Below are 22,564 nucleotides of genomic sequence, written 5' to 3'. Positions count from 1 at the left end.
ATGGCCGCTATCCTTATCCCGGTTGGCGAGGTCGTGATCGAGGGCGGGATTACCATATGGCATATCCTGTTTGGCGCCACCGTAGTCACCGGCGGTGCGGTGGTGCTGCATGAAGCCACCCAGGAGAAAGTGCCGGCCACGACCGAAACCACTACAATTGTCGGTACGGGAAAGCTGGATTGCGGAGACAATGGAAGTTATGAAGATCTGTTGAAAAAGAGCGGGGATAATAAATTTGACCGCGATCACGTTCCATCGAAGGCGGCATTAAAGGAAGCTGCGCAGAAAATCATCGACGAGACGCCTGGGCTCGCCGAAAAACTCACCGATGCGGGGCGAAAAGCGCTTTTTGGATCCGGCAGCGATCCTGGATTGATCGCTAAACAAGGCCAGGCGATAGCGATTCCCAAAAAAGACCATCAGCAGCACAGCGATACCTATGGCCGGCGCAACAATCCGGAAAAGATCGATACGGATTCCGATGAGCTACAGGAAGCGGCAAAAAAAGACACGAAAACGATTGAGGATGCCGAAGGCAAAGAAATGGATGACGAATGCTTGAAGAAATATCAAAAAGCAGCAGAGCAGATTCGCAAGAAAACGCATGCCGAATATATCAAGGACCTTACCAAGCTGATTAAAGATGTCATTGCGAAACAGTGATGCATTTTTAATTTTCACAAGGAAATCACATGTTAATTATTGAAGATGCGGTGAAGTTGTTTGGCTTGTCGCCGATAGACAAATCTGTTGATGCTTACTTAACCACTCTCGGCATAGAACAGCGCCCGGAATTCGACGAAAATCCTGAAGAGTGGGTAAGCAAAATCGAACAAGGTTATATCCTGATGTTCCGCGCCAAGCACGGATACACGCGGCTCTACGGTGCGACCGATGCCGCCGGGGACATGATCTTCAGCGGGATCCGCTTGCACGGACCGCAAAATGCCGATGATTTCCAGCCTTACCTGGGCAAATTGCCCTTTGGGCTGCATTTTGAGCAAGGTCCCGATGAACTCAAGAAGACATTGGGAGAGCCCGGTTTCGAAGATGAGCCGGGCACATCCCAGAGGACGCTGTTGTGGAACAATTTCAAGGAACTGCAAATCGGCATCGTATTGACGGCCGATGAAAAGCATTGCGCTTACATTACCGTCAAACCGGTACAAATCAAATTCCGCTAAGAGAAACGCATACCAGAGCAGTGATGCCCAATGGACCAAACTACGCCGCCGACCGCTGATCTCTTCCTGCACCACCTGGGAAAACCCGTTGAATCCATAGAGGCAGCGGTATTCCGGTATGCGCACAAACCGGATTTCGCGCTCCCGGAGCACTCTCCGATAGGCGGGATCTTTTTCAAGCGCCTGGGATTTTCGATCACATTCTGCCCGCCGGATTTTTATCACGCGGATGCTGCGCAGACCGGAGCGCCGGCGATCATTACCAATGTCCAGATGTATTCCGGCGACGATTATTATGACCACGCCCGCTACGCATCTTCGCTGCCGCACGCACTCAGCTTTGCGGACAGCCGCGAGGATTTGCAGCAAAAACTGGGAAGTTCGCAATGGATATTTCCGTTTGTCGCCCCATTCAAGCTGGAGCGCTGGGATTTTCCCGACCACTGGCTGCTGGTTTCTTATACCGAGGACATGTCCGCCTTACGCATGATAGAGATCGGACTCCGGCCTGGGCAGCCGGCGCCGTCCGTCTTGCCGAAAATCGAACAGCCGGATATCCACACCCTGCAATCCCTGCTGGAACTGCGCTGGAATGAGGTCGCGCTGCATCCCAGCCTGCAAGATGCGGATTTTTCCGCTCTGGCCGACGCTGCGCCTGATGACGAAAATTCGCATGAAGTGGATGAACTGCTAACGCGCGGTATCGAACTGTATTTTCGCCGCTCGCAGAAGAGCGGCGAAGCGTTTTTTATCCTGTCGGGCGCCCGCTATATCCGCAAGGGCCTCTATGCGTCGGCCGGCTTTGACGGCGCCTTGCCCAAGGGCCTGCTTTTTTCAGATACGCCTGAAATCGTCGTCGGCAAAGTAGGCAGTTATCCGGTAACGGGCAAGGCCGATGAGCTGACCGGCTATTACGTATGGAAGCTGCCGGAATACATGCTGCATGTAGGGTTCAGCGTCATGGAGCAGCGTGTCAACCGGATCCGCGTCGCCGCCCATCCCTACTATGCGGCTGAATTGCTGGAATCGCCTCTCTTGGAAACCCCATCCTGAATTCAGCGGGAAACGCCGCTGTACGCGGGTAAAGCAACTAATCCAATCTGGTCGGATGTCATTTGATGTCCAATTTTTGCCACAATCTGTTACTTGGCGTTACACTTGTTGCCCCGCAGACCAACATAGATTAGCGCTTGCCTCTACACTGAAGTCACAGAATGACGACATCGGGCGACATCGCCGCATACAGCAGTATTGGCATACAGGAAACGAAATGAAAAAACTTTTAGCATATCTGGCGTTCAGCGCCATTGCCGCAGGTGCTTGCGGCAGCGCCGTGGCCGGCGGCGTGAATGTCGGCGTCGGTATTTATGTCGATCCGCCGGTACGGCCGTATTACCCGCCGGTTGTGCAATATGAGCCGCGCTATGTCCCGGCGCCTGTGTATTACCCGCCGCAGGAAGTCTATGTGGACCCGGGCTGGCGCGAGCGCCGCGAATGGCGGGAACGCCGCGACGACGAATGGCGCCGTGAAGAATGGCGGCGCCGGGAAGGATGGCGCGAGCATCGCCATCATCACGACGACGATTAAATCCTGCCAAGCCCGCTGCCCGCGGGCTTTTTTTCGGCTACTCCCGATTCGCCGGCGCCGGCAACTGGCGCCAGGTTCTTAGCGGACGCCGTTCCTGTAAATTCAGGCGTATGGCATGCGGCTTGCCGGCACGGTCCTTGATCACCAGCTGCCGGCGACCGTCCGGCAAGGTGATGGCGGCGGGTGTGACGGTTGACGGCGCTACTTCGATCATGGAGACGGTTCTCGGGAAATCGGCAAACGCAGCGCCAGCCGTGGCGCCGCCCGTGGTGTAGTCGATGGCGATCAGATATGATTTTCCATCGGCGGCGGAGTATGTCAGCACCCACAGCACGCCATCGATGACCTGCAGTTTTCCGACGACCCGGCCGACTTTTTCCGGCAAGTCGATGTACCACCCGCGCTGCCTGCTCCAGTTGACGGTATTGCCGCTCAATTGCCATTTGCCGTCTTTGTCTTCAACCAGCGTCTGTTGCTGCAACTGCCCCCGGCCTGCAACGGGAGCGGCGCCGGGTTTTTCCCCGATGCCGTACAGGCTTGCGGTTTGCGGCTTGCCCAGGCCGGCGCCGTCTTCCATTCCGCCCGCGCCAAACATGACCAGGGCGCCACCCTTGGGATGATGTTCCAGCAGCGGTTGCTGCATCAGGGACTGCGTCTTGTGCCCGCCATCGGCGGCGGTAAACAGCGGCTGGCCGTCGAATGCAGCTTGCCACTGCTGCGCCGTGCCGGCGTTCAGGTCGAATTTCCAGAGCTTGCCGTGCAAGTCGCCGGCGTAGGCTGCGTTTATGTGACGCTGGCGGTCAAAGACCAGGGCAGGCGTCGACAAGCCGTTGCGCGCTTGCGGACCGCCAGCGCCGGCAACCAGTTTCCTGACCAGCCTGCCGCTGGCAAGTTCAACCAGGTACAGCACGGCGCGCTGCTTTTTGCTTTGATAACCATTGCCGTATATCGCGGCCCAGCTGCCGTTGCGCAGGCGAACTGCAAAAGCTTCGCCGAGCTGGTAACCCATGTCGTCATCCGGCGCGCCATGGCCGTCGTCTTCCGCGCTTTTCTGCCACAGCAGAGGATTGCCGGGCAAAACGTCGGGATCGCTGATGTCCAGTGCAAACAGGCTCCTTGCGGCGGCGCCGGTTGCGCCAAGCAGGATGGTCTTCCACCCGGCGCTCCCGCCATTCCCGAGATAGGCGTCGCCAGCCGTCAGCAGGCCGTCGACGTACAGCCGGTGCACATAACCGGCTTCGCCCAATGCCGGCAAACCGTCAAAGATCGCGCGTGGAATGAAAGCCGATTTTTCGACACCGTCGATCGCATCGAAACCATGCAGCATGCCGTCGTTGGCGCCGACATAGAGCATGGCGCGGCGTTGTTTCTTGCTGCTGACGAAACGCCGGTAACTGTCGCCGCCGTCGGCTGCCGGCAGCAGGTGATAAGCGGAATTGGAGCAGCCGACATACAGCGGCACGGAATTGATGATGTCGCCCAGCTTGCCCTTGCGGTCGCGCAGCCGGCCGCCGTGCCGGATTTCCAGCGCCGCATTGCCTCTCAGGTATTCCAGTATCTCCTCGGACGACAAGGTGGCCCGTTGCCGGTCGTCGAGCTGTTGCCATTCGAATGGAACAGCGGCGCCGCCATCGCCCGCGGCCAGTATATGGCGCTGCTGCCACGCCGGAACAAGATCGGCGGCGTCCCACTGCGCTGTTTCGGAAACGCCGGCGGCGCTGATCGGATAGGCTTTGACATGGCCTTGCCAGGTTGCCGCTTCATGGCTTGCCGTATAGATGAACGGCGGCTCGCCCGGCGTATCCGCCGCCCGGGCGGACACGGAAATCAGCGTGAGCGCACAGATACAGGCCAAGATCGTCTTCATGGCTTGCGCCTCATAAGAGCAGATAACTTTGCAGCAGCACCACCGAGGCGTTGCTGGCGCCTGTGCCTCTTGCCGTAATCCTGAATGCCGGCCGCGATGGCTGCAGGTGCTGCCGGTACTGCAGGTCGGCGTCGAACTGCAGCTGTTCAACCAGGCAGCGCGCCGGTGCGGCAGGCTGCAAGCCTTCGCCGGCCGTGCGCGGCACGGCTACCGAGACTTCGCCGTTGCGCCAGCTGTCCGCGATTTCCCAGTAGGGTTTGCGGCTATCACCCACTGCAACCGGTCCCTGCTCCAGCAGCGGGATGACGATCGGCGACAGTTGCAGCTGGTTTTCGCAAAAACGCAGGGCGTGCTCGGCAGCCTGGAAAGCCAGTTGCAGGTTACCCGCATTGGCCGCCATTTTTTCTTCAAGCAGTGCGGCGCGCAAAGCGCTCGACCCGAGCAGCAGCATCATCAGCAGGCAAAGCAGCAGCATGGGCAGGACCAGGCCCGATTGCCGGCGCCGCTGGCGCAAAGAAGTGTTCATGGATAAAAAGCGGTGGCGAAACAAACCACATCCTTGTGCAGGACCAGGTCGGCGGCGCCGGGCCGGCAATGTTTTGCAAGCTGATTACGCGCATCGCCGGCAGTAAGCGAATCCAGGAAATACACCTTGACCATAAATCCCTCCGCCACCGAGCCGGCGATCTCGCCCCAGCCGCCGGCCATTGCCTGGCTGAGGCCGGTGCGCCACTCGTGGATATCCTTTGCCGCCAATTCCTGGGGCGTACATCCGCTGGAACCGAGGCAGGACGGCGCGGACTCGCCGATGTCAGGATAAGCCTGCCGCCGCAGGTTGTAAGCGCCGCCATGCGCGCCGCGGATATTGGCGCGCACGCGATCGGCCAGGTCGGCGCTGAACTGGCTGGCCGTGGCGCGCAAGTGAGCCGTCTTCTGATAACGCAGGGCGGCGGTCTGCATGCCCATCAGGGCAAACAGGGCGAAGGCGCTGATGGCGATCGCCACCAGCACTTCTATCATGCCGATTCCTGATTGCGTGGCGGTGCGGCTGCCGGCTGAGATCATGCGCTTCCTCTTTTCGCTCCAACATCGTCTGAAAAGAATTATAGGAATCGCAGATTGGCGAGGAAATAGCCGGCGCGCTTAAAAACTTCCAGCTAAAACTCAGGCAAATTTATCCAGCAAGGCGGCCAGGTTCCTGGCGTTTTCTTCCGCTTCCGCGGGACTGGCGGCAGCCGCGGTATGGGTCACGATGGCGCCTGTCAGCAAGGTGATGAAAGCCCGGTCGAGCGCTTTGCGGGCCGCCGCCAGCTGCTGGGCGACGCCCTCGCAATCGGCCGGCGCCGCGGCGTTGGCGATCAGTTTCTGCACGCCGCGGATCTGGCCTTCGACCCGCGCCAGCCGGTGCAGCAGGTCTTTCTTCTGTTCGTCGCTCAGGGCCGTGCCATGCACTATCTTGATAGGCGTATCGCTCAAAGCCTGTCTCCTTGAAGTTGAAACACCGCGCACAGCCGTTTGCCGGGCCGGCGCAAGTTACCGGGATGCCTAACGCTATCAGGAATCAAGGGATAACGCTAAGGGGAAGCTGACCGTCACCTTCAGGCCAGGAGCCTGCCCCTTGCTGTCGTCCGCGGCAGAGAGCGTGATCCGGGCGCCGTGCGAGGAGGCGATATCGCGCACGATCGACAGGCCGAGGCCGGCGCCGCTGGGGTTTTGCTGCTGCGCGGAGGGCGCGCGATAAAAGGCGGAAAACACGCGCTCCCGGTCTTCTTCGGCGACGCCCATGCCGCTGTCTTCCACTTCCAGCAAGGCGCGCTGCGCCGTGCTGTCGCGCTGCACGCGCAACACAACCCTGCCACCGGCCGGCGTGTAGTGAATCGCATTATCCAGCAAATTGCTGACCAGTTCGTGCAGCAGCAAGGCATTGCCGCTGATGATCAGCTGGTCGGCCGCATCGAACGACAGGTCGATCTGTTTCTTCACCGCCGCGCGCGCCTGCTCCAAGCCCACCTGGCGCGCGACGTCGGTGAGCGAGAGCGGTTCATTGCCGCTCTCGGCTGCGCCGTGCTCGGCGCGCGCCAGCGTCAGCAGCCGGTTGGCCAGATGGACGGTGGCGTCGGTGGTGCCGGCTATGCTGGCGACGATTTCGCGCAGGCTGTGCCAGGCGCGCCTATCGTCGAAATTGCGGTCGGGATTGCGGTCCAGCTCGCGCAAAGCCAGTTCGGCCTGCGTCTTGAGCACGGTGAGCGGGGTGCGCAGCTGATGCGAGGCGTCGGCGATAAAACGGCGCTGGCCGGTGATCAGCGCCTGCAAGCGTCCCATGTAGCCGTTCATCGCGACCACCAGCGGCCTTACTTCCTTATGCACCTGGTTGACCTCGAAATCGGCCAGGTCGGTAGTGGCGCGCGCTTCCACCGCGGCTTTCAGCTGCATCAGCGGACGCAGCACGAAACGCACCGCGAACCACACCAGCAAGGCTGCCACCGTCACCAGCAAGCCCTGGCGCCACAGGGTGCTGAACAGGATCTTGCGGGTCAGGTCGCTGCGCGCATCCATGGTTTCGCCGACCTGGATCAGCGCGATGCCGCGCATCGAGTCGTCATACACAGGCTGGTACAGGGCGGCGATGCGCACCGCCTGGTTGTGGTAACTGGCGTGGTAAAAACGCACCAGCGCCGGATAGATTTCCGAGCGCGGCACGTCGGGCGGCAAGGCCGGCAGGTCTTCGTAGCCTGAAACAAATTCGCCGCGGGTGCCGGTGACCTTGTAATAGATGCGGCCCAAGGTATCGGTCTCGAAACTGTCCAGCGCCACATACGGCACATCGGCGACCACCTTGCCATCGACTACCGACACGCGTTCCGCCAGCGCCCGGGTCGACGCCAGCAGGGCGCGGTCATAAGCCAGGTCGGCCACATCGAGCGCATTGCGGTAGACCGAAAATGCATCCAGCGCCACCACCAGCAGCAAAGGCACCAGGAGCCAGCTCAGCAACTGGCTGCGCAGGCTTCCCAGGGACTTTGCAGGCTTGGCTCCTGCGGCGACCGGATCGGCTGGCGGCGCTGTCATTTTTCGGCGGCGACTTCCAGCAGGTAACCCAGGCCGCGCAAGGTCGTGATGGCGACCGCTTCGGCGTCGGGACGCTGCAGTTTCTTGCGCAAGCGATGGATATAGATTTCAATCGCATCGGGATTGGCGTCGTCGACCAGCGAAAACACTTCGTCGAACAGTTTTTCCTTCGACACCACGCGGCCGGCGCGGCTGATCAGCACTTCCAGCACCGCATGTTCGCGCGGCGTCAGCGCCAGCACCGTGTTGCCATAGCTAAACATGCGCGACACCGTATCGAACTGCAAGGCGCCGCAGCTGTAGACCGGCGCTTCGCCGCCTTGCGCGCGGCGCAGCAGGGCCTTGACGCGCGCTTCCAGCTCGACCAGCTCGAACGGCTTGGCCAGGTAGTCGTCGGCGCCCAGGTTCAGGCCTTGCACCCGGTCCTGCAGGCCGCCGCGCGCGGTCAGGATCAATACCGGGGTCTTGCTGCCGCGGGCGCGCAAACGCTTCAGGACTTCCAGGCCGTCCATTTTCGGCAAGCTCAGGTCCAGGATCACCAGGGCATATTGCTGCGTGTGCAGCAGGCTGTCGGCGTCGGCGCCGTTCATGGCGCACTCGACCGACCAGTGCGCATCCTGCAGCGCCTTGGTCAGCCAGCGCGACAGCTCGACATGGTCTTCAATCAGTAAAATCCGCATGGCTATGGCAACTAGTGGCTAGAATTCGAAAACGGGCCGTCAATACTCACACAGAAAACCTTGCTTGGCAAAATCTTGGGGGTCGTTAGTGAAAGGAAAATGAAAGACTGCCGCCGTTATGATGTAAAAAAACGATTAAAGCCCTGGGTTTCGCATCTGCATTGCGGGTGAAACAACAACAGAATGGGTAGGAGACAATGAATTCCGTCATCAACTGGATTGCTGCACTCAGTGCATGTGTCACGCTTGGCGCCCACGCGGCGCCGGTGCATTGCATTGCGCCTGCCAAGCCAGGCGGCGGCATGGCCGTAACCTGCAAGCTGGTGCAGAAGGGCCTGCAGCTGCAATCACCAGCCGGGCAAGAGCATCCGGTCAAGATCAGCTACCTGCCGGGCGGCATCGGCGCCGTGGCCTGGAACTCGATTGTCACCCAGCGCCGCGCCGAAGCCGATACGCTGGTGGCGTTTTCCGGCGGCTCGCTGATGAACCTGGCCCAGGGAAAATACGGCGATGCCGACGTCGACAACGTGCGCTGGGTAGCCGCCCTCGGGGTCGACTACGGCATGATCGCGGTGCGCAGCGATTCGCCGTACAAGACCTTGCCCGAACTGCTCGACGCCCTCAAGAAAAATCCCTCGAAAATCACCATAGGCGCCGCCGGCACCGTAGGCAGCCAGGACTGGCTGAAAATTTCCAGGCTGGCCAAGCTCAAGCAGATCGATCCCAAGAACCTGCGCTTCGTCGCGCTGGAAGGCGGCGGCGAAGCCTTTACCGCCTTGCGCGCCGGCCATGTGCAGGTGGTTTCCGGCGATGCTTCGGAAGCCACGCTGCATTCGCTGGACGGCGAGATCCGCGTGCTGGCGGTGCTGTCCGAACAGCGCCTGCAGGGCGCACTGGCCAATGTGCCAACCGCCCGCGAACAAGGCATGGACGTCAGCTGGCCGATCATCCGCGGCGTCTACATGGGACCGCAGGTGAGCGACGCCGACTATAAACGCTGGGTCGGCACTTTCGACAAGATGATGGCGACTCCCGAATTCGACCAGCTGCGCGCCCGCAACGGACTGTATCCGTTTGCGCTGAGCGGCGACAAGCTGACCGCATACATTAAAAAAACCGTTGAAGACTATCGCAAACAATCGGACCAGCTTGGCTTGATCAGATAAATCCCGCCGCGGCAAGAGGCCCGGCAAAAACCCCGCAAGCAATGCCAGATGGCAGCCGAATCCCCGGCTGGCACCGGCTCGCCTGCGCCTTTTTAAAAGTAGCTGCACCCATAACACTCAGGAGATGACATCCATGCTTATCAAAAAAACCCTGGCAAGCGCAATCGCCGCCGTATCGCTGGGCCTGGCCCTGAACGCCTCGGCGCAGGCGCCGGCAGGTTATCCGGCCGACTATGCAAAGGTCATCGACGGCGCCAAGAAAGAAGGCAAGCTGGTGATCTACAGCGCCACCGACTCGAAAGCCGCGGAACCTCTGATCAAGGATTTCAGCGCGCTCTATCCGGGCGTCAAGGTCGAGTTCAACGACATGAATTCAACCGAGGTGTACAACCGCTTCATTTCGGAAGCGGCCGCCGGCGGCGCTACTGCGGACGTGCTGTGGTCGTCGGCGATGGACTTGCAGTTCAAGCTGGCCAGCGAAGGTTATGCCGCCGTGTACAAATCGCAGGAAGCCGCTGCGATTCCTGCCTGGGCCAACTACAAGGACAGCGCTTACGGCACCACTTTCGAACCGCTGGCCATCGTCTACAACAAGCGCCTGGTGAGCGCCGACGAAGTGCCGGCCAACCATGCCGACCTGGTCAAGCTGCTGACCGCCAAGGCTGACAAGTTCCGCAACAAGGTCACCACCTACGACATCGAAAAATCGGGCGTCGGCTTCTCCTTCATCACCGAAGATGCGCAGATCAATCCGCAATTCTGGGACCTCGCCAAAACCTTCGGCGATGTCGGCATCCGGGTGCAATCCTCGACCGGCACCATGCTGGAACGGATTTCCTCCGGCGAGAACCTGATCGGCTACAACGTGATCGGCTCTTACGCGCAAGCGCGCGCCGCCAAGGATCCGTCGATCGGCGTCTCCTTCACCAAGGATTACAACCTGGTGCTGTCGCGCGTGGTGTTCATCAACAAGTCGGCCAAGAACATGAACGCGGCCAAGCTGTGGATCGACTACCTGCTGTCCAAGCGCGGCCAGACCATCATCTCCAACGAATCCCAGCTGTACGCCTTGCGCTCGGATGTCAGCGGCCACAACACGCTGGGCAGCCTGACCACCCAGCTGGGCGGTGCGCTCAAGCCGATCGCAATCACGCCGGCCCTGCTGCAATACCTGGACCAGACCAAGCGCCTGGCGTTCCTGAAGCAGTGGAAAGCCGCCGCAGGGAAGAAATAAGGCAAGCATGCCATCCCCGCCCGCGCGGGGATGGCGGATTTTCAAGACCCGGGTTTTTCTGCAAGGTACAACTATGTCATCCATTTCTTCTCCCCATCCGCTGGCCAGCCGTTCCCGGCTGGCGCGCCTGAATTGGCCGCGCGGACTGGTGGTCACGCTGGCGGCGGTGGCGATTTTCCTGCCGCTGGTGCTGATTTTTTACCAAAGTTTCCTGTCGGCGCCGTTTTTCGCGCCGGTCAAGACCTTGAGCCTGGAACCGTACCGCTTCATTTTCGACGATCCGGATTTCCGCCAGGCGTTCATCAACGGCTTGCTGCTGGCCAGCGGCCTGGCCCTGATCGCGGTGCCGCTGGGCGGCATGCTGGCGTTCCTGATGGTGCGCACCGACCTGCCGGGCCGCAACTGGATCGCGCCGATGCTGCTGGTGCCGATTTTTGTCTCGCCGATGGTGATCGCCTTCGGTTATGTGGTGGCGATGGGGCCGGTCGGCTTCTATACGGTGTGGATGCAGGACCTGCTGCGCCTGGTCGGGATTGAAGCAACGCCGTGGAATGTGTATGCCTTCCCCAGCATCGTCATCATCGCCGGCCTGACCCATGTGCCGCATGTTTACCTGTACGCCTCGGCGGCGCTGAAGAGCCTCGGCGCCGATGTCGAGGAAGCCGCCCGCGTGGCCGGCGCTTCGCCGCTGCAGGTGGCGCTGAATGTGTCGCTGCCGATGATCATGCCGGCGCTGGCGTATGCCGGCGTACTGGTGTTTTTCCTCGGCTTCGAAGTGTTCGGCCTGGTGCTGGTGCTGGGCGACCCGGAAGGCCACCTGGTGCTGCCGACCTACTTGTACAAGCTGACCAACAAGCTCGGCACGCCGTCGTACCACCTGATGGCGGCGGTAGCGGTGTGCCTGGTGGCGGTGACCTTGCCGCTGGTGATGATCCAGCGCTGGCTGCTGCGTTCGGCCAACAAGTATGTGTCGATCAAGGGCAAGGGCGCGCGCCAGAAGGCGCTGCCGCTGGGCAAGTGGAAATGGCTGGCGTTCAGCCTGATCGCGGCCTGGCTGATTTTTACTATCGTGATCCCGCTGTCCGGCATCGCCTTGCGCGCGTTTGTCTCGCACTGGGGTTATGGCGTATCGCTGATAGACACGTTCACTTTGCAGCACTTCCGCGATATCTGGGACCAGCCGGCGCTGGTGCGCGGCATCGTCAACACCATCCTGATCGGCGTCATCGGCGGTGCGATCGCGGTGGCCTGCTACTGCTGCATCGCGCTGGCCATGCATCGCAAATCGGACGGCATCACCCGCTTCCTCGACTACAGCGTGCTGATCCCGCGCGCCGTGCCGGGCCTGCTGGCCGGCCTGTCGTTCCTGTGGGTGTTCCTGTTCGTGCCGTCGTTCCTCGACAGCATGCTGAAAGGTTATGACAACGCAGTAGCGCAATGGCTGGTGGAACACGTGATTCCGCAACTGCGTGAACTGCGCTCCACCATCTTCTCGGTGTGGCTGGCGTACTCGGTGGTGTGGCTGGCTTATGGCTTGCGCCTGATCACCACGGCGCTGCTGCAGGTCGGTCCGGAACTGGAAGAGGCGGCGCGTGCGGTCGGCGCCCGCCGTGCGCAGGTGACGCGCGACGTCACGCTGCCGCTGGTGCGCTACGGCGTGCTGGGCGCCTGGCTGATGGTGTTCCTGATCTTCGAACGCGAATACTCGACCGGCGTCTACCTGCTCTCGCCCGGCACGGAAGTGATCGGCGCGCTGATCGTCTCGCTGTGGGCTTCCGGCTCGGTCGACCTGGTCGCCACTCTCTCCTTCATCAACATCACGCTGGTGGCCATCGGCCTCGGCATTGCGCTGCGCTTTGGGGTCAAGCTTCACGACTAAGTTGCACCACACAATCAGGAAATCATCATGAGCGAATTAAGTGTCAATAACCTGCATCTCGACTACGGCAGCGGCGCCAGCGCCAATCAGATCCTCAAGGGCGTATCGATGGAATTGCAGCGCGGCGAAGTGGTTGCCTTGCTGGGGCCTTCGGGCAGCGGCAAGACGACCCTGCTGCGCGCGGTAGCCGGCCTGGAATCGCCGAAATCGGGCAGCATACAGATCGGCGAGCGCGCCATGTTCGACGGCCAGCGCAAGCTGGAGATCCCGGCCGAAGAACGCAACCTGGGGCTGGTGTTCCAGTCCTATGCGCTGTGGCCGCACAAGACGGTTTCCGACAATGTCGGCTACGGCCTGAAGCTGCGCAAGATGAGCAGCAGCGACATCGCCGCCCGCGTCAAGACGGTGCTGGGCCAGCTCGGCCTGGGCCACCTGGGCGACCGTTTCCCGCACCAGCTGTCGGGCGGCCAGCAGCAGCGGGTCGCGATTGCCCGCGCGCTGGTGTACAACCCGCCGGTGATCCTGCTGGACGAACCGCTGTCCAACCTCGACGCCAAGCTGCGCGAGGAAGCGCGCGCCTTCCTGCGCGAACTGATCGTGCGGCTCGGCCTGTCGGCGCTGATGGTGACCCATGACCAGGCCGAGGCGATGGCGATTTCCGATCGCATCCTGCTGCTCAACAACGGCAAGATCGAGCAGCAGGGCACGCCGCAAAGCATGTATGAAACCCCCGACACCCTGTTCACCGCCGAATTCATGGGCAGCAACAACCGCCTGCCGGCCAAGGTGCTGGAGCGCGACGGCGGCCTGACCCTGCTGCAGGTAGAAGGCGGCGACGTCAAGGCAACGCTGCGCGGGCCGACCATCTGCAGCGGCGACAAGGATGCGGTCGCAATCATCCGTGTCGAGCAGGTCAACATTTCCGATACGCAGGTGGACAACGCCATCCGGCTGCCGCTGTCGACCTGCATGTACCTGGGCGACCGCTGGGAATGCGTGTTCCGCAACAGCGCCGCCAGCGGCGCCGACAGCACCGTGCTGCGCGCCTACGCCCGGCACAGGCTGGCGCCGGGAGAGTACTGGCTGCAGCTGCCGCAGGAAGCGCTGTGGGCCTTCTGAGCAAAGATTCCGAGACGACAAAAAAGGGGGAGTCATATCCGCATCACGCAACAGCCTTTGTGCAGCTTAGCCGTAACCGCACAGCCAACAAAAAAATATTACACAACGGAGGAACACCAATGAAAAGAAAGTACCTGGCGGCGGCAACGCTCGCCGCGCTCGGCACGCTGGCATCCGGCGCTTACGCTCAAACCAGCGTCACCGTCTACGGTATCGTCGATACCGGGATCGAGTATGTGAACAATGCCAACGCCAACAAGGACAGCTTGCTGCGCCAGAGCTCCGGCGCCATGAACACCTCGCGCATCGGCTTTCGCGGCACCGAGGACCTGGGCGGCGGCCTGAAGGCGGTATTCCAGCTGGAAAACGGCTTCAAGACCGATACCGGCGAGTTCGACAGCGCCGGGGTGCTGTTCAACCGCCAAGCCAATGTCGGCCTGGAAGGCAGTTTCGGCCGGGTGGTCCTGGGCCGCTCTTTCACCACCACGTATGATTTCATCCTGCCGTTCGACCCCATGGGTTATTCGGCCCAGTATTCATGGGTGACATCAGCCGGCGCCACGGGCGGACGCAAGGACGGCATGCCGACCAACCTGCAGAACATCGTCAAGTACCAGGGCAAGTTCGGCGACTTCAAGCTGGGCGCCACCTATGGTTTTGGCGAAACGGCCGGCAGCACCAGCGACAGCGCGAAATACGACCTGGGCGTGGGCTATGAAAGCGGCCCGTTCCGCATCGCCGCCACATTTGACCGGGTTAACAGCGCAGCCATCAGCGCCACCAACGGCGCTTACAGCAGTGCTTACGACCGGGCCACCAGCATCCACCTGGCGGGCAGCTACCAGCTCGGCAGCGACCTGATCCTGAGCCTGGGTTATCGCAACTACAAGAAGACGCTGGCGTCGAATGCAGCCGACCTGCGCAGCGATTTCTTCTGGGGCGGCGCCAGCTACAAGGTGACGCCGGTGGTGACGCTGATCGGCGCCATCTATTACCAGAACATCAAGAACGTCGCCAGCGGCAAGGACGCCGATCCGATCATGTATTCGGTGCGCGGCAAATATGCGCTGTCGAAACGCACCGACCTGTACCTGAGCGCGGCGTATTCCAAGGCGAAGAACTCGCAGCTGGTAGGCTTGTCGCGTGACGACCTCGCCTACGGCAGCAGCCAGACCGGCGTGATCGCCGGCATCCAGCACCGCTTCTAAAACCGGTAACGGCACGGCGGCTGTTTGGCCGTGCCGTCTTTTGCCACGGAAGACATGCGCGGTTACACGCGCAGTTGTCTTCCGTGTTTTTTTGCAAACTCGGTTTTTATCAAAACAGGCACGATTCCCTGTAGCTTGAATGCTGGCGTAAAATGTTTCGTCAAAAAAATAATCCAGTACCAACCCAAGGAGAATTGATGCAAGCTTCTACACGACGTATCACGCTGTGCGGATTGATGGTGACGGCAGCCGCCGGCATGATAGGCTGCACGACAGCTGACAATGGATCAACCAAGGCATCGCAAGCCTCAGCCGCCACCGCGGCGCTCGCTGCAAATTCCCCCTTCGCCCAGGTCAGCAGCTTGCCTTACAACATGCCGCCGTTCGACCGCATCAAGGATTCCGACTATAAGCCGGCATTCGAAGCCGGCATGGCGCAGCACCGCCAGGAAGCGCGCGCAATTGCCGGCAACCCGGCGGCGCCGAGTTTCGACAACACCATCGTCGCGCTGGAACGCTCGGGCCAGATGCTGAACCGCGTCAGCGATGTATTCTTCAACCTGGTGAGCGCCAACACCAGCCCGGAACTGGACCAGACCCAGCAAGACATGGCTCCCAAGCTGGCCGACCACAAGGACGCCATCTACCTCGATCCGCAATTGTTTGCGCGCGTCGAGCAGCTGTACCAGCAACGGACCAGCCTCGGCCTCGATCCTGAATCGCTGCGCTTGCTGGAACGCTATCGCACCGATTTCGTCAGGGCGGGCGCCCGCCTGTCGGCCGCCGACAAGGACCAGCTGCGCAAGCTGAACCAGCAGATTTCTTCGCTCACCACGCAATTCCAGCAGACCCTGCTGAAAGCCAATAACGACAGCGCGGTAGTGGTCGACCGCCAAGCCGACCTGGACGGTTTGACGCCGGAACAGATCAGCGCCGCGGCGCAGGCTGCAAGCAGCCGCAAGCTGGACGGCAAATGGCTGATTGCCCTGCAAAACACCACCGACCAGCCGCTGCTGGCGCAACTCAAGAATCGCCAGCTGCGCGAACGCCTCTACACCGCCTCCGTCACGCGCGCCAACGGCGGCAGCGACGACAACGTCGCCGGCGTCGCCGAGATCGTCAAATTGCGTGCCCAGCGTGCCGCGCTGCTGGGCTATCCAAGCCATGCCGCCTATGTGCTGGAAGACGAAACCGCCGGCACCCCGGACGCTGTCAACCGCATGCTGGGACAGCTGGCGCCGGCCGCCGCCGCCAACGCCCGCAAGGAAGCCGCCGCCATGCAGCAGGTGATAGACCGCCAGGCCAAGGCCAGCCATGCCAAGCCATTCAAGCTGCAGCCGTGGGACTGGGCGTTTTATGCGGAACAGGTGCGCAAGTCGCGCTACAACTTCGACGAATCCCAGATCAAGCCTTACTTCGAGCTGAACAATGTGCTGCAGAACGGCGTGTTCTACGCTGCCCAGCAGCTGTACGGCCTCCGCTTCAAGGAACGCACCGACCTGCCGGTGTACCAGAAGGATGTACGGGTGTTCGAAGTGTTTGACCAGGACGGTTCGCCGATGGCCCTGTTCCTGTTCGATCCTTTCGCGCGCGACACCAAGCAGGGCGGCGCCTGGATGAACAGCTACGTCTCGCAATCGCGGCTGTTCGGGACCAAGCCGGTCGTGTCCAACAATATCAACATCGTCAAGCCGCCTGCCGGCAAGCCGGTGCTGCTCACGTTCGACGAAGTCAACACCATGTTCCACGAGTTCGGCCATGCCTTGCACGGCATGTTCTCCAACGTACAGTACCCGATGTTATCCGGCACCTCGGTGCCGCCGGATTTCGTCGAATATCCGTCGCAGTTCAATGAAATGTGGTCGCACAACCCGCAAGTCCTGGCGCACTACGCCAAGCACTACAAGACCGGCAAGCCGATGCCGCAAGCGCTGGTCAACAAGGTGCTGGCGGCGCGCAAGTTCAATGCCGGTTTCGAGACTTCGGAATACCTGTCGGCAGCCATGCTGGACCAGGCCTGGCACCAGCTGCCTGCAGGCCAGACGCCGGCGGCCAAGGATGTGATGGCGGTTGAAGCGAAAGCGCTGCATGCGGCCAGCAGCGGCGACGGTTATGTGGTGCCGCCGCGCTACCATACGCAATACTTCCAGCACATCTTCGCCAGCGGCTATTCAGCCGGGTATTACGCTTATATCTGGAGCGACGTGCTGGCCAAGGATACCGAGCACTGGATGAATACCCACGGCGGCCTGAAACGCGCCAACGGCGACCTGCTGCGGGCCAAGGTGCTGTCGCGCGGCTTCAGCGCCGATCCTAGCGCGCTGTTCAAGGATTTCTATGGACGCGGGCCGGAAGTCGGGCCGCTGCTGGAGGCGCGCGGCCTGGGCGGTGTTACCAAGTAATTGCAGACTGGATGTGAAAACGGGGCAGATTTTCTGCCCCGTTTTTTTTCGCCTGGAGAAAAGGTATTACAAAGGCTCGAACACGCCGGCGGCGCGGTTCTTTTCTACTTTGTCCCACGCAAAAATCTTGCCGTTCATCGCCACGTACACGCCGTGCGGCAAGGCTTGCGCGACACCGCAGGCAAAACCGAAATTGAACAAGGCGTCGGAATTGGCTATCGCGTAGGGGATCATCGCGCCGGTGACTACGATCGTCTTCTCCAGCGCTGCCGCACCCAGCACCGCGGCGGTCTCGCGCATGGTGTCGGTGCCGTGGATGATCACTATCGCCTGTTCCGCCGCATGCGTGCAGGAAGCCAGCACGCGCCGGCGGTCGATGTCTTGCATGTCGAGCGAATCCAGCAGCGGCAGTTCTTCCAGCGCGATCTCGGTGGTGATGCGCGCGCGCTGGATCACCTGCGGCAGGTGGCTGGCGGCGAAAGTCAGCTTGCCGGCGATCTCATCGTAATGTTTATCGAAAGTGCCGCCGGTGGCGATGATGCGTAGAGCCATGAGTAAATGTTCCTATGATGAAGCCGCGCCGTCCTTGGCTGGACCAGGCTTGCGGCCGCGACGCATGATGAGTGAAAACAGTATAAATAACACGATCAGGCCTGCCGCGCCTAGTCCCCATGGCAGCGAAGCCAGCATCGGCGAAACCGGTCCGCCCTGGCGCTGGACCTTGACCTGCTCGGGCGTGATCGGCGGCGTATCGGCGTGGCCGTATTGTTTCACCACATAGTTGGCCAGCATGGCGATCTGGCTATCGTTGAGGTAATTGGCAAACCCGGGCATGAAAGTCTGCTCATCCTTGCCGCGGCGCTGTACGCCATTGAGAATCACCATCAGCAGGTTGCCGGGATCGCGCGCGCCCACCACGCTGTTGCTGAACAGGGACGGGTAATAACCGCCGACCACGCCGCTGCCGCTGGCCGAGTGGCAGCTGGCGCAGTTGCCGCTGAACAGTTCAGCGCCGCTGGAAGCGTTGCTGCTGACCGACACTGCCGCCACGCCGCGCAATTCGGCATCGTCGTCAGCGGCCTGGCCCCAGGCGTAGCGCGGCTTCTTGTCTGCGGCGTCGTTGATGGCCGGGACGCTGCGCACATAGGTGACGATCGCCTTCAGGTCGGCATCGTTCAGGTATTGCAAGCTATGCTCGATCGCTTCCGCCATGCCGCCGGCAGCGGACGCCTTGCCCGGCACCAGGCCGGTTTTCAGGTACTGGACAATTTCTTCGTCCTTCCAGCCGCCGATGCCGCTGACCGGATCGGGCGTGATGTTGTAGGCTGTCCAGCCGCCCAGCTGGGCGCCGCCGAAGGAACGCTTGAGGTCGACGCCCATGGTCAGGTTACGCGGCGTGTGGCATTCCTGGCAATGGGCCAAGCCTTCCACCAGGTAAGCGCCGCGATTCCATTCGGGGCTCTTGCCGCCATCGTCCTTCCATTCGCCCGGCTTGAAATTGAACAGGTTCCAGCCGGCCAGGATCCAGCGCTGGTTGAGCGGGAACGGCAATTTGTTTTCCAGGTTTTTTTGCTGGATAGGCGGCAGGCTGAACAGGTAAGCCTTGATCGCCAGCACGTCGTCGCGCGACAGTTTGGTGAAGGAGGTGTAGGGGAAAGCCGGATACAGATGCTTGCCTTCGTCGTCGATGCCGTTGTGCAGCGCGCCGATGAAATCTTCATCGCTCCAGCTGCCGATCCCGGTTTCCTTGTCCGGCGTGATGTTGGGACCATAGATGGTGCCGAACGGCGTGGCCAGCGGATAGCCGCCGGCGAACGGCTTGGCCGGATCGACCGTGTGGCAAGCGATGCAGTCGGCCGCCTTGGCCAGGTAGGCGCCGCGCGTGATCTGGTCAGCATTAGCCGGTGCGACAGCAGCAGGAGCTGCAGCCACGGTAGCGGCAGCGGCGGCAAACGCGGCGCCGTGCGCCAGCCCGGCGGCCAGCGCCATGCCGCCCATCCAGCGGGAAAACCGGCAAACGAGTTGAGCGCGGGCCGTCATAGCACTGTCCTCAAGGTGTCAGCGATGCGCAAGGACAGCGCCGCGATGGTCAAGGTGCAATTCACCGTGCCTGCCACCGGCATCACCGAACCGCTGGCGATGAACAGGTTTTCGTGGTCGTGCGAACGGCAATGGGCGTCGACCACCGAATCGCGCGGATCGCCGCCCATGATGGTGGCGCCCATGATGTGGTTGTTCGGCGCGAAATCGTCGTCGAATTTGATTTCGGTGCCGCCGAACATGGCAGCGATGCTGGCATAGGCCTGGTGCGTCAGCACTGCACTCTTCTGCACGTAGTCGTTGATCGAATACGTGATCTCGGGCTGCGGGATACCTAGCGCATCGCGTTTTTCCGTGCTCGGCCGGATGCGGTTTTCCGGATCCGGCAGGATGTCGTGGAAGCTGTTGATATTCACGGTGCGCGCCGCGCGGCGGCGGATTTCCTGGTTCAGCTTGACGCCGACCAGGCCGTCTTTCAAGGCGGTCTGCGCAGCGTGGTTGGTTTGCGCCATGTTATTCAGGTGCAGCTTCTTGGCTGCGTATTCGGCGCGGAAAGCGCCGTCGCGCATGTCGACGATGGAAGTCATTTCTATCGGGCCGCGCCCTGGCCACAGATCTTCATTGGCAAGGAAAGTGACGCCGGTGCCGGGATGGTCCATCAGGTTGCGGCCGACCTGGTCCGAGCTGTTGCCTACGCCCTTGCCGTGCTTGTCGTCGGTCGACATCAGCATCAGTTTCGGAATCTCGATGCCGTTCGCGGCCAGCACGAAATATTTGCCGGTGACCCGATGCGTGACGCCTTCCGGATCCTTGTAATGCACGGCGCTGATGCGCTCCTTGGCGTCCACCTCGATGCGATACACCACGGCGTCGGCCAGCACCTTGGCGCCGGCTCTTTCCGCTTTCTCGACATGGATGATGCCGCTATACATGGCGGCGATAGGGCAGATCGGCATGCAGTTGTTGTTGCCGCAGCAGTTTGGCCGTTCATCGTAGGCGCGGCTGTTGCGCGCCACCGGTTCCGACACCACCTTATGGCCGGCGCCGTTGACCACGGCGCTGAAGCGCTGGTCGTTCCAGGACAGCGGCAAGTGGTCCATCGGATACGGCTGCTTGCGCGGCGAACCGAGGTCGGTGCCGTCGTTGGGGCCGGACACGCCCAGCTCGACTTCAGCGCGGTAATAGTAGGGTTCCAGCTCGTCGTAGCTGATTGGCCAGTCGCGGCCGACGCCGTACAGCGTTTTCATCTTGAAATCGTTGGGCAGGAAACGCCAGGCCGCGGCGGCCCAGTGCCAGGTAGTGCCGCCTACCGCGCGGATGTATTGCGAATTGTATTTATGCGTGCCCTTGAGTATCAGGTAATTGTTTTCCGGCGTGTATTCGGGATGCGGCGCATATTTGGTGGACGGGTAGGGCACCATGAAATCGTCCTTGCTCGGCGTATTCCGGTAATTCTCGACGATGCGCCAGCGTTCCAGCCGCGGCCCGGCTTCCAGCACCAGCACCGAAGCGCCGGACAAAGCCAGTTGATGCGCCACCAGGGCGCCGGCGACGCCGGAACCGACAATTACGACATCTGCGGACAGGTTATCAGCCATGGTCAAGCCCTCGCTTTCAACACTGCCGGCTGGGTAACCCAATAACCGGGAGCGGCACGGCAATAAGTCGGCACGACTACCGCATCGCGCACCTGGTCGAACATCAGCGCCTGCTCGAAGGCGATCACCTTGGCGTTGCCGGTGACGCCGCCGTCGCCGACCACGCCCAGGTACCAGCCGCTGACGATACGGTGCAGCACCAGCGACAGCGCGCTGTCGCTGCCGACCGCGGCCGCCAGGTTATCGACGTCCTTGATTTTGTGATCGAGGCTGTACTGCCACAACGCTGCGGCCTGCTTTTCAAACTCGATCGCTTGCTTGCCGAGCGCGCTGTACAGTCTTGCGCCTATGCGCGGATTGAGTTTCGGCGCCCCGGTCAGCAAGGCCGACAATGCCATGAAATTTGCCTGTTGCTGGCTGCTGGGGGGAGGTGCGGCGGGGGTGACGGTCTGGGCTGAGGCTTGCTGCAGCCAGCGAGGAATGCTCATCATCGCGAAACTGACGCCGGCCAGCAGCATGAGATTGCGCCTGCTGGCGGAAAACACCTCGCGGCCAGGGGCTGCCGTGATGGGCTGGTCGCTTGTTCGCTCGCCTGTAACTGATGGACGTTGCTGCATATGGCTAGTCCTTTCTGCCTGGTGGGTTGCCTGATTATACTAAGCCCGGCAGATAGCTGCTGCGTCTTTTGCCTACCCTATGAAAACGGCGCGCAGCGACTACACTGGTAACATTTGATTTCAGCGCGCACCTCTTTGACAAGAATCCCGACTCATGAAACCCATCGCACCCGGCACCGTTATTTTCCACCGCTTCCGCGGTTATGGCGTGATCACCTCCGTCAACCTGCTGACCGGCTGGATCGCTGCGCGTTTCGGCAGCGAGAAGCGGACGCTGGACCTGAATCTGTCTACCGACGAGGTCCAGCACGCCGATGGCGAGCCGATCCTGTTCCGCCACGCGCCGCCGGACCGCATGCCGCACGCGCGCCTGATGGCGCTGGTGCGCGAGCTGCATCGCGCCGGTTACCAGCGGCTGTACCTGTACAGCTGGCCCAAGCCGTCCGGCCTGCACTGGCGCTGGCACCTGTTCTGCGGCCGGCGCAGCTGGATGGAGAGGGCGCGGCGCGAAGGCTGGTACGGTTCCGGCGCCGACTACAATTTCAATCCTATCCTGGGCTGGGGCGACAAGCCGGGAGCATCGATCCCGGAGCTGGCCAGGGCGCTGGCGCAGTTCGACCCGCACGGCCTGGCGCAAGCCCTGGGACGCGATGAAGACCACAGCGCATGGTTTGCCAAGGTATGCGACGCCTTGCTGCCGGATTACGCCTTCAGCCTGGGCTGGAGCGAAGGCCCGATGCCGGACAGCCTGCCGGTGATCCCGGTGCGCAAGAACGTGCCCGAATACAGCGGCCCAGCCCTGCCATGGCCGCCCGGCTGGCAAGGCATGTGGCGCGATACCACGCTGGCGGCGCCGGCAGCGCGCCTGAACAAGCTGATCCTGCCCAGCGGCGCCGGCGACGACGACTGACGA

The 22,564-nt window shown here is 61.5% G+C and carries 21 protein-coding genes; 11 read left to right on the top strand and 10 right to left on the bottom strand.

Features of this window, described 5'->3' with window-relative positions; genetic code table 11:
- From BM062_RS08815 to BM062_RS08800, 4 genes are all read left to right on the top strand, one after another.
- Positions 1-663, top strand: a complete 663-nt coding sequence (locus tag BM062_RS08815; protein WP_092395892.1) for a hypothetical protein — start codon at positions 1-3, stop codon at positions 661-663.
- 29 nt (positions 664-692) lie between these two features.
- The gene (locus tag BM062_RS08810; RefSeq protein WP_092395890.1) at positions 693-1,184 is read left to right on the top strand and encodes a hypothetical protein; all 492 of its coding nucleotides are present in this window, start codon (positions 693-695) and stop codon (positions 1,182-1,184) included.
- Between the two features lie 30 nt (positions 1,185-1,214).
- Positions 1,215-2,237, top strand: a complete 1,023-nt coding sequence (locus tag BM062_RS08805; RefSeq protein ID WP_092395888.1) for a hypothetical protein — start codon at positions 1,215-1,217, stop codon at positions 2,235-2,237.
- A gap of 217 nt (positions 2,238-2,454) precedes the next feature.
- The gene (locus tag BM062_RS08800; protein WP_092395886.1) at positions 2,455-2,772 is read left to right on the top strand and encodes a hypothetical protein; all 318 of its coding nucleotides are present in this window, start codon (positions 2,455-2,457) and stop codon (positions 2,770-2,772) included.
- Between the two features lie 37 nt (positions 2,773-2,809).
- Here the strand turns inward: BM062_RS08800 and BM062_RS08795 are convergent, their stop codons facing one another.
- From BM062_RS08795 to BM062_RS08770, 6 genes are all read right to left on the bottom strand, one after another.
- A complete protein-coding gene (locus tag BM062_RS08795; protein ID WP_092395884.1) occupies positions 2,810-4,639 on the bottom strand; it encodes a pilus assembly protein in 1,830 nt (609 codons plus the stop codon).
- A 10-nt stretch (positions 4,640-4,649) separates the two neighbouring features.
- Entirely contained in the window at positions 4,650-5,165 is a 516-nt protein-coding gene (locus BM062_RS08790) for a pilus assembly PilX family protein (protein WP_092395882.1), read from the bottom strand.
- Positions 5,162-5,704 (bottom strand): type IV pilus modification protein PilV, encoded by a 543-nt coding sequence (gene pilV, locus BM062_RS08785; RefSeq protein ID WP_092395880.1) that lies wholly within the window; start codon positions 5,702-5,704, stop codon positions 5,162-5,164. Before pilV ends, BM062_RS08790 begins: the two co-directional genes overlap by 4 nt.
- A 99-nt stretch (positions 5,705-5,803) precedes the next feature.
- Entirely contained in the window at positions 5,804-6,115 is a 312-nt protein-coding gene (locus tag BM062_RS08780; protein ID WP_092395877.1) for a metal-sensitive transcriptional regulator, read from the bottom strand.
- A 78-nt stretch (positions 6,116-6,193) separates the two neighbouring features.
- On the bottom strand, positions 6,194-7,708 hold the full coding sequence (locus tag BM062_RS08775; protein WP_092395875.1) for a sensor histidine kinase: 1,515 nt from the start codon (positions 7,706-7,708) through the stop codon (positions 6,194-6,196).
- Positions 7,705-8,388, bottom strand: coding sequence for a response regulator (locus tag BM062_RS08770; protein WP_092395873.1), 684 nt, complete (start codon positions 8,386-8,388; stop codon positions 7,705-7,707). Before BM062_RS08770 ends, BM062_RS08775 begins: the two co-directional genes overlap by 4 nt.
- Before the next feature lie 197 nt (positions 8,389-8,585).
- Between BM062_RS08770 and BM062_RS08765 the strand changes: the two genes are divergently transcribed.
- From BM062_RS08765 to BM062_RS08740, 6 genes are all read left to right on the top strand, one after another.
- A complete protein-coding gene (locus tag BM062_RS08765; RefSeq protein ID WP_092395871.1) occupies positions 8,586-9,554 on the top strand; it encodes a Bug family tripartite tricarboxylate transporter substrate binding protein in 969 nt (322 codons plus the stop codon).
- Positions 9,555-9,687: 133 nt separating this feature from the next.
- Complete coding sequence (locus tag BM062_RS08760; protein ID WP_092395869.1) at positions 9,688-10,788, top strand: ABC transporter substrate-binding protein; 1,101 nt, start codon at positions 9,688-9,690, stop codon at positions 10,786-10,788.
- Between the two features lie 73 nt (positions 10,789-10,861).
- Positions 10,862-12,667, top strand: coding sequence for an ABC transporter permease (locus BM062_RS08755; protein WP_092395867.1), 1,806 nt, complete (start codon positions 10,862-10,864; stop codon positions 12,665-12,667).
- 27 nt (positions 12,668-12,694) lie between these two features.
- Positions 12,695-13,786, top strand: a complete 1,092-nt coding sequence (locus tag BM062_RS08750; protein WP_092395865.1) for an ABC transporter ATP-binding protein — start codon at positions 12,695-12,697, stop codon at positions 13,784-13,786.
- 119 nt (positions 13,787-13,905) lie between these two features.
- On the top strand, positions 13,906-14,994 hold the full coding sequence (locus BM062_RS08745; RefSeq protein ID WP_092395863.1) for a porin: 1,089 nt from the start codon (positions 13,906-13,908) through the stop codon (positions 14,992-14,994).
- A 197-nt stretch (positions 14,995-15,191) separates the two neighbouring features.
- Positions 15,192-17,396: a M3 family metallopeptidase gene (locus tag BM062_RS08740; protein WP_254785011.1), complete on the top strand. Its 2,205-nt coding sequence runs from the start codon at positions 15,192-15,194 to the stop codon at positions 17,394-17,396.
- A 66-nt stretch (positions 17,397-17,462) separates the two neighbouring features.
- On the opposite strand, the gene BM062_RS08735 is transcribed toward BM062_RS08740, so the two are convergent.
- Genes BM062_RS08735 through BM062_RS08720 form a run of 4 tightly spaced genes read right to left on the bottom strand, consistent with a single transcriptional unit; the run spans position 17,463 to position 21,651 of the window.
- Entirely contained in the window at positions 17,463-17,948 is a 486-nt protein-coding gene (locus BM062_RS08735) for an asparaginase domain-containing protein (protein ID WP_092395861.1), read from the bottom strand.
- Between the two features lie 12 nt (positions 17,949-17,960).
- A complete protein-coding gene (locus BM062_RS08730) occupies positions 17,961-19,436 on the bottom strand; it encodes a cytochrome c (protein ID WP_254785010.1) in 1,476 nt (491 codons plus the stop codon).
- Positions 19,433-21,034: a GMC family oxidoreductase gene (locus BM062_RS08725; RefSeq protein ID WP_092395859.1), complete on the bottom strand. Its 1,602-nt coding sequence runs from the start codon at positions 21,032-21,034 to the stop codon at positions 19,433-19,435. Before BM062_RS08725 ends, BM062_RS08730 begins: the two co-directional genes overlap by 4 nt.
- Before the next feature lie 2 nt (positions 21,035-21,036).
- Entirely contained in the window at positions 21,037-21,651 is a 615-nt protein-coding gene (locus BM062_RS08720; protein WP_092395857.1) for a sorbitol dehydrogenase family protein, read from the bottom strand.
- A 154-nt stretch (positions 21,652-21,805) separates the two neighbouring features.
- Here BM062_RS08720 and BM062_RS08715 point away from each other — a divergent pair, with 154 nt between their 5' ends.
- Positions 21,806-22,561, top strand: coding sequence for an L-asparaginase (locus tag BM062_RS08715; protein WP_254785009.1), 756 nt, complete (start codon positions 21,806-21,808; stop codon positions 22,559-22,561).
- The last annotated feature ends 3 nt before the right edge of the window (positions 22,562-22,564 follow it).

It is taken from the genome of Collimonas sp. OK412, from assembly GCF_900112135.1.
GTDB classification, from domain to species: Bacteria; Pseudomonadota; Gammaproteobacteria; order Burkholderiales; family Burkholderiaceae_D; genus Collimonas; species Collimonas rhizosphaerae.
This window is presented reverse-complemented; position numbering and strand designations above follow the sequence as displayed.

What these genes read in the sequence shown, in the direction of transcription:
- BM062_RS08815 (WP_092395892.1), top strand. Translation starts at nt 1, where the DNA reads ATGGCCGCTATCCTTATCCCGGTTGGCGAGGTCGTGATCGAGGGCGGG.
- BM062_RS08810 (WP_092395890.1), top strand. Translation starts at nt 693, where the DNA reads ATGTTAATTATTGAAGATGCGGTGAAGTTGTTTGGCTTGTCGCCGATA.
- BM062_RS08805 (WP_092395888.1), top strand. Translation starts at nt 1,215, where the DNA reads ATGGACCAAACTACGCCGCCGACCGCTGATCTCTTCCTGCACCACCTG.
- BM062_RS08800 (WP_092395886.1), top strand. Translation starts at nt 2,455, where the DNA reads ATGAAAAAACTTTTAGCATATCTGGCGTTCAGCGCCATTGCCGCAGGT.
- BM062_RS08795 (WP_092395884.1), bottom strand. Translation starts at nt 4,639, where the DNA reads ATGAAGACGATCTTGGCCTGTATCTGTGCGCTCACGCTGATTTCCGTG.
- BM062_RS08790 (WP_092395882.1), bottom strand. Translation starts at nt 5,165, where the DNA reads ATGAACACTTCTTTGCGCCAGCGGCGCCGGCAATCGGGCCTGGTCCTG.
- pilV (WP_092395880.1), bottom strand. Translation starts at nt 5,704, where the DNA reads ATGATCTCAGCCGGCAGCCGCACCGCCACGCAATCAGGAATCGGCATG.
- BM062_RS08775 (WP_092395875.1), bottom strand. Translation starts at nt 7,708, where the DNA reads ATGACAGCGCCGCCAGCCGATCCGGTCGCCGCAGGAGCCAAGCCTGCA.
- BM062_RS08770 (WP_092395873.1), bottom strand. Translation starts at nt 8,388, where the DNA reads ATGCGGATTTTACTGATTGAAGACCATGTCGAGCTGTCGCGCTGGCTG.
- BM062_RS08765 (WP_092395871.1), top strand. Translation starts at nt 8,586, where the DNA reads ATGAATTCCGTCATCAACTGGATTGCTGCACTCAGTGCATGTGTCACG.
- BM062_RS08760 (WP_092395869.1), top strand. Translation starts at nt 9,688, where the DNA reads ATGCTTATCAAAAAAACCCTGGCAAGCGCAATCGCCGCCGTATCGCTG.
- BM062_RS08755 (WP_092395867.1), top strand. Translation starts at nt 10,862, where the DNA reads ATGTCATCCATTTCTTCTCCCCATCCGCTGGCCAGCCGTTCCCGGCTG.
- BM062_RS08750 (WP_092395865.1), top strand. Translation starts at nt 12,695, where the DNA reads ATGAGCGAATTAAGTGTCAATAACCTGCATCTCGACTACGGCAGCGGC.
- BM062_RS08745 (WP_092395863.1), top strand. Translation starts at nt 13,906, where the DNA reads ATGAAAAGAAAGTACCTGGCGGCGGCAACGCTCGCCGCGCTCGGCACG.
- BM062_RS08740 (WP_254785011.1), top strand. Translation starts at nt 15,192, where the DNA reads ATGCAAGCTTCTACACGACGTATCACGCTGTGCGGATTGATGGTGACG.
- BM062_RS08735 (WP_092395861.1), bottom strand. Translation starts at nt 17,948, where the DNA reads ATGGCTCTACGCATCATCGCCACCGGCGGCACTTTCGATAAACATTAC.
- BM062_RS08730 (WP_254785010.1), bottom strand. Translation starts at nt 19,436, where the DNA reads ATGACGGCCCGCGCTCAACTCGTTTGCCGGTTTTCCCGCTGGATGGGC.
- BM062_RS08725 (WP_092395859.1), bottom strand. Translation starts at nt 21,034, where the DNA reads ATGGCTGATAACCTGTCCGCAGATGTCGTAATTGTCGGTTCCGGCGTC.
- BM062_RS08720 (WP_092395857.1), bottom strand. Translation starts at nt 21,651, where the DNA reads ATGCAGCAACGTCCATCAGTTACAGGCGAGCGAACAAGCGACCAGCCC.
- BM062_RS08715 (WP_254785009.1), top strand. Translation starts at nt 21,806, where the DNA reads ATGAAACCCATCGCACCCGGCACCGTTATTTTCCACCGCTTCCGCGGT.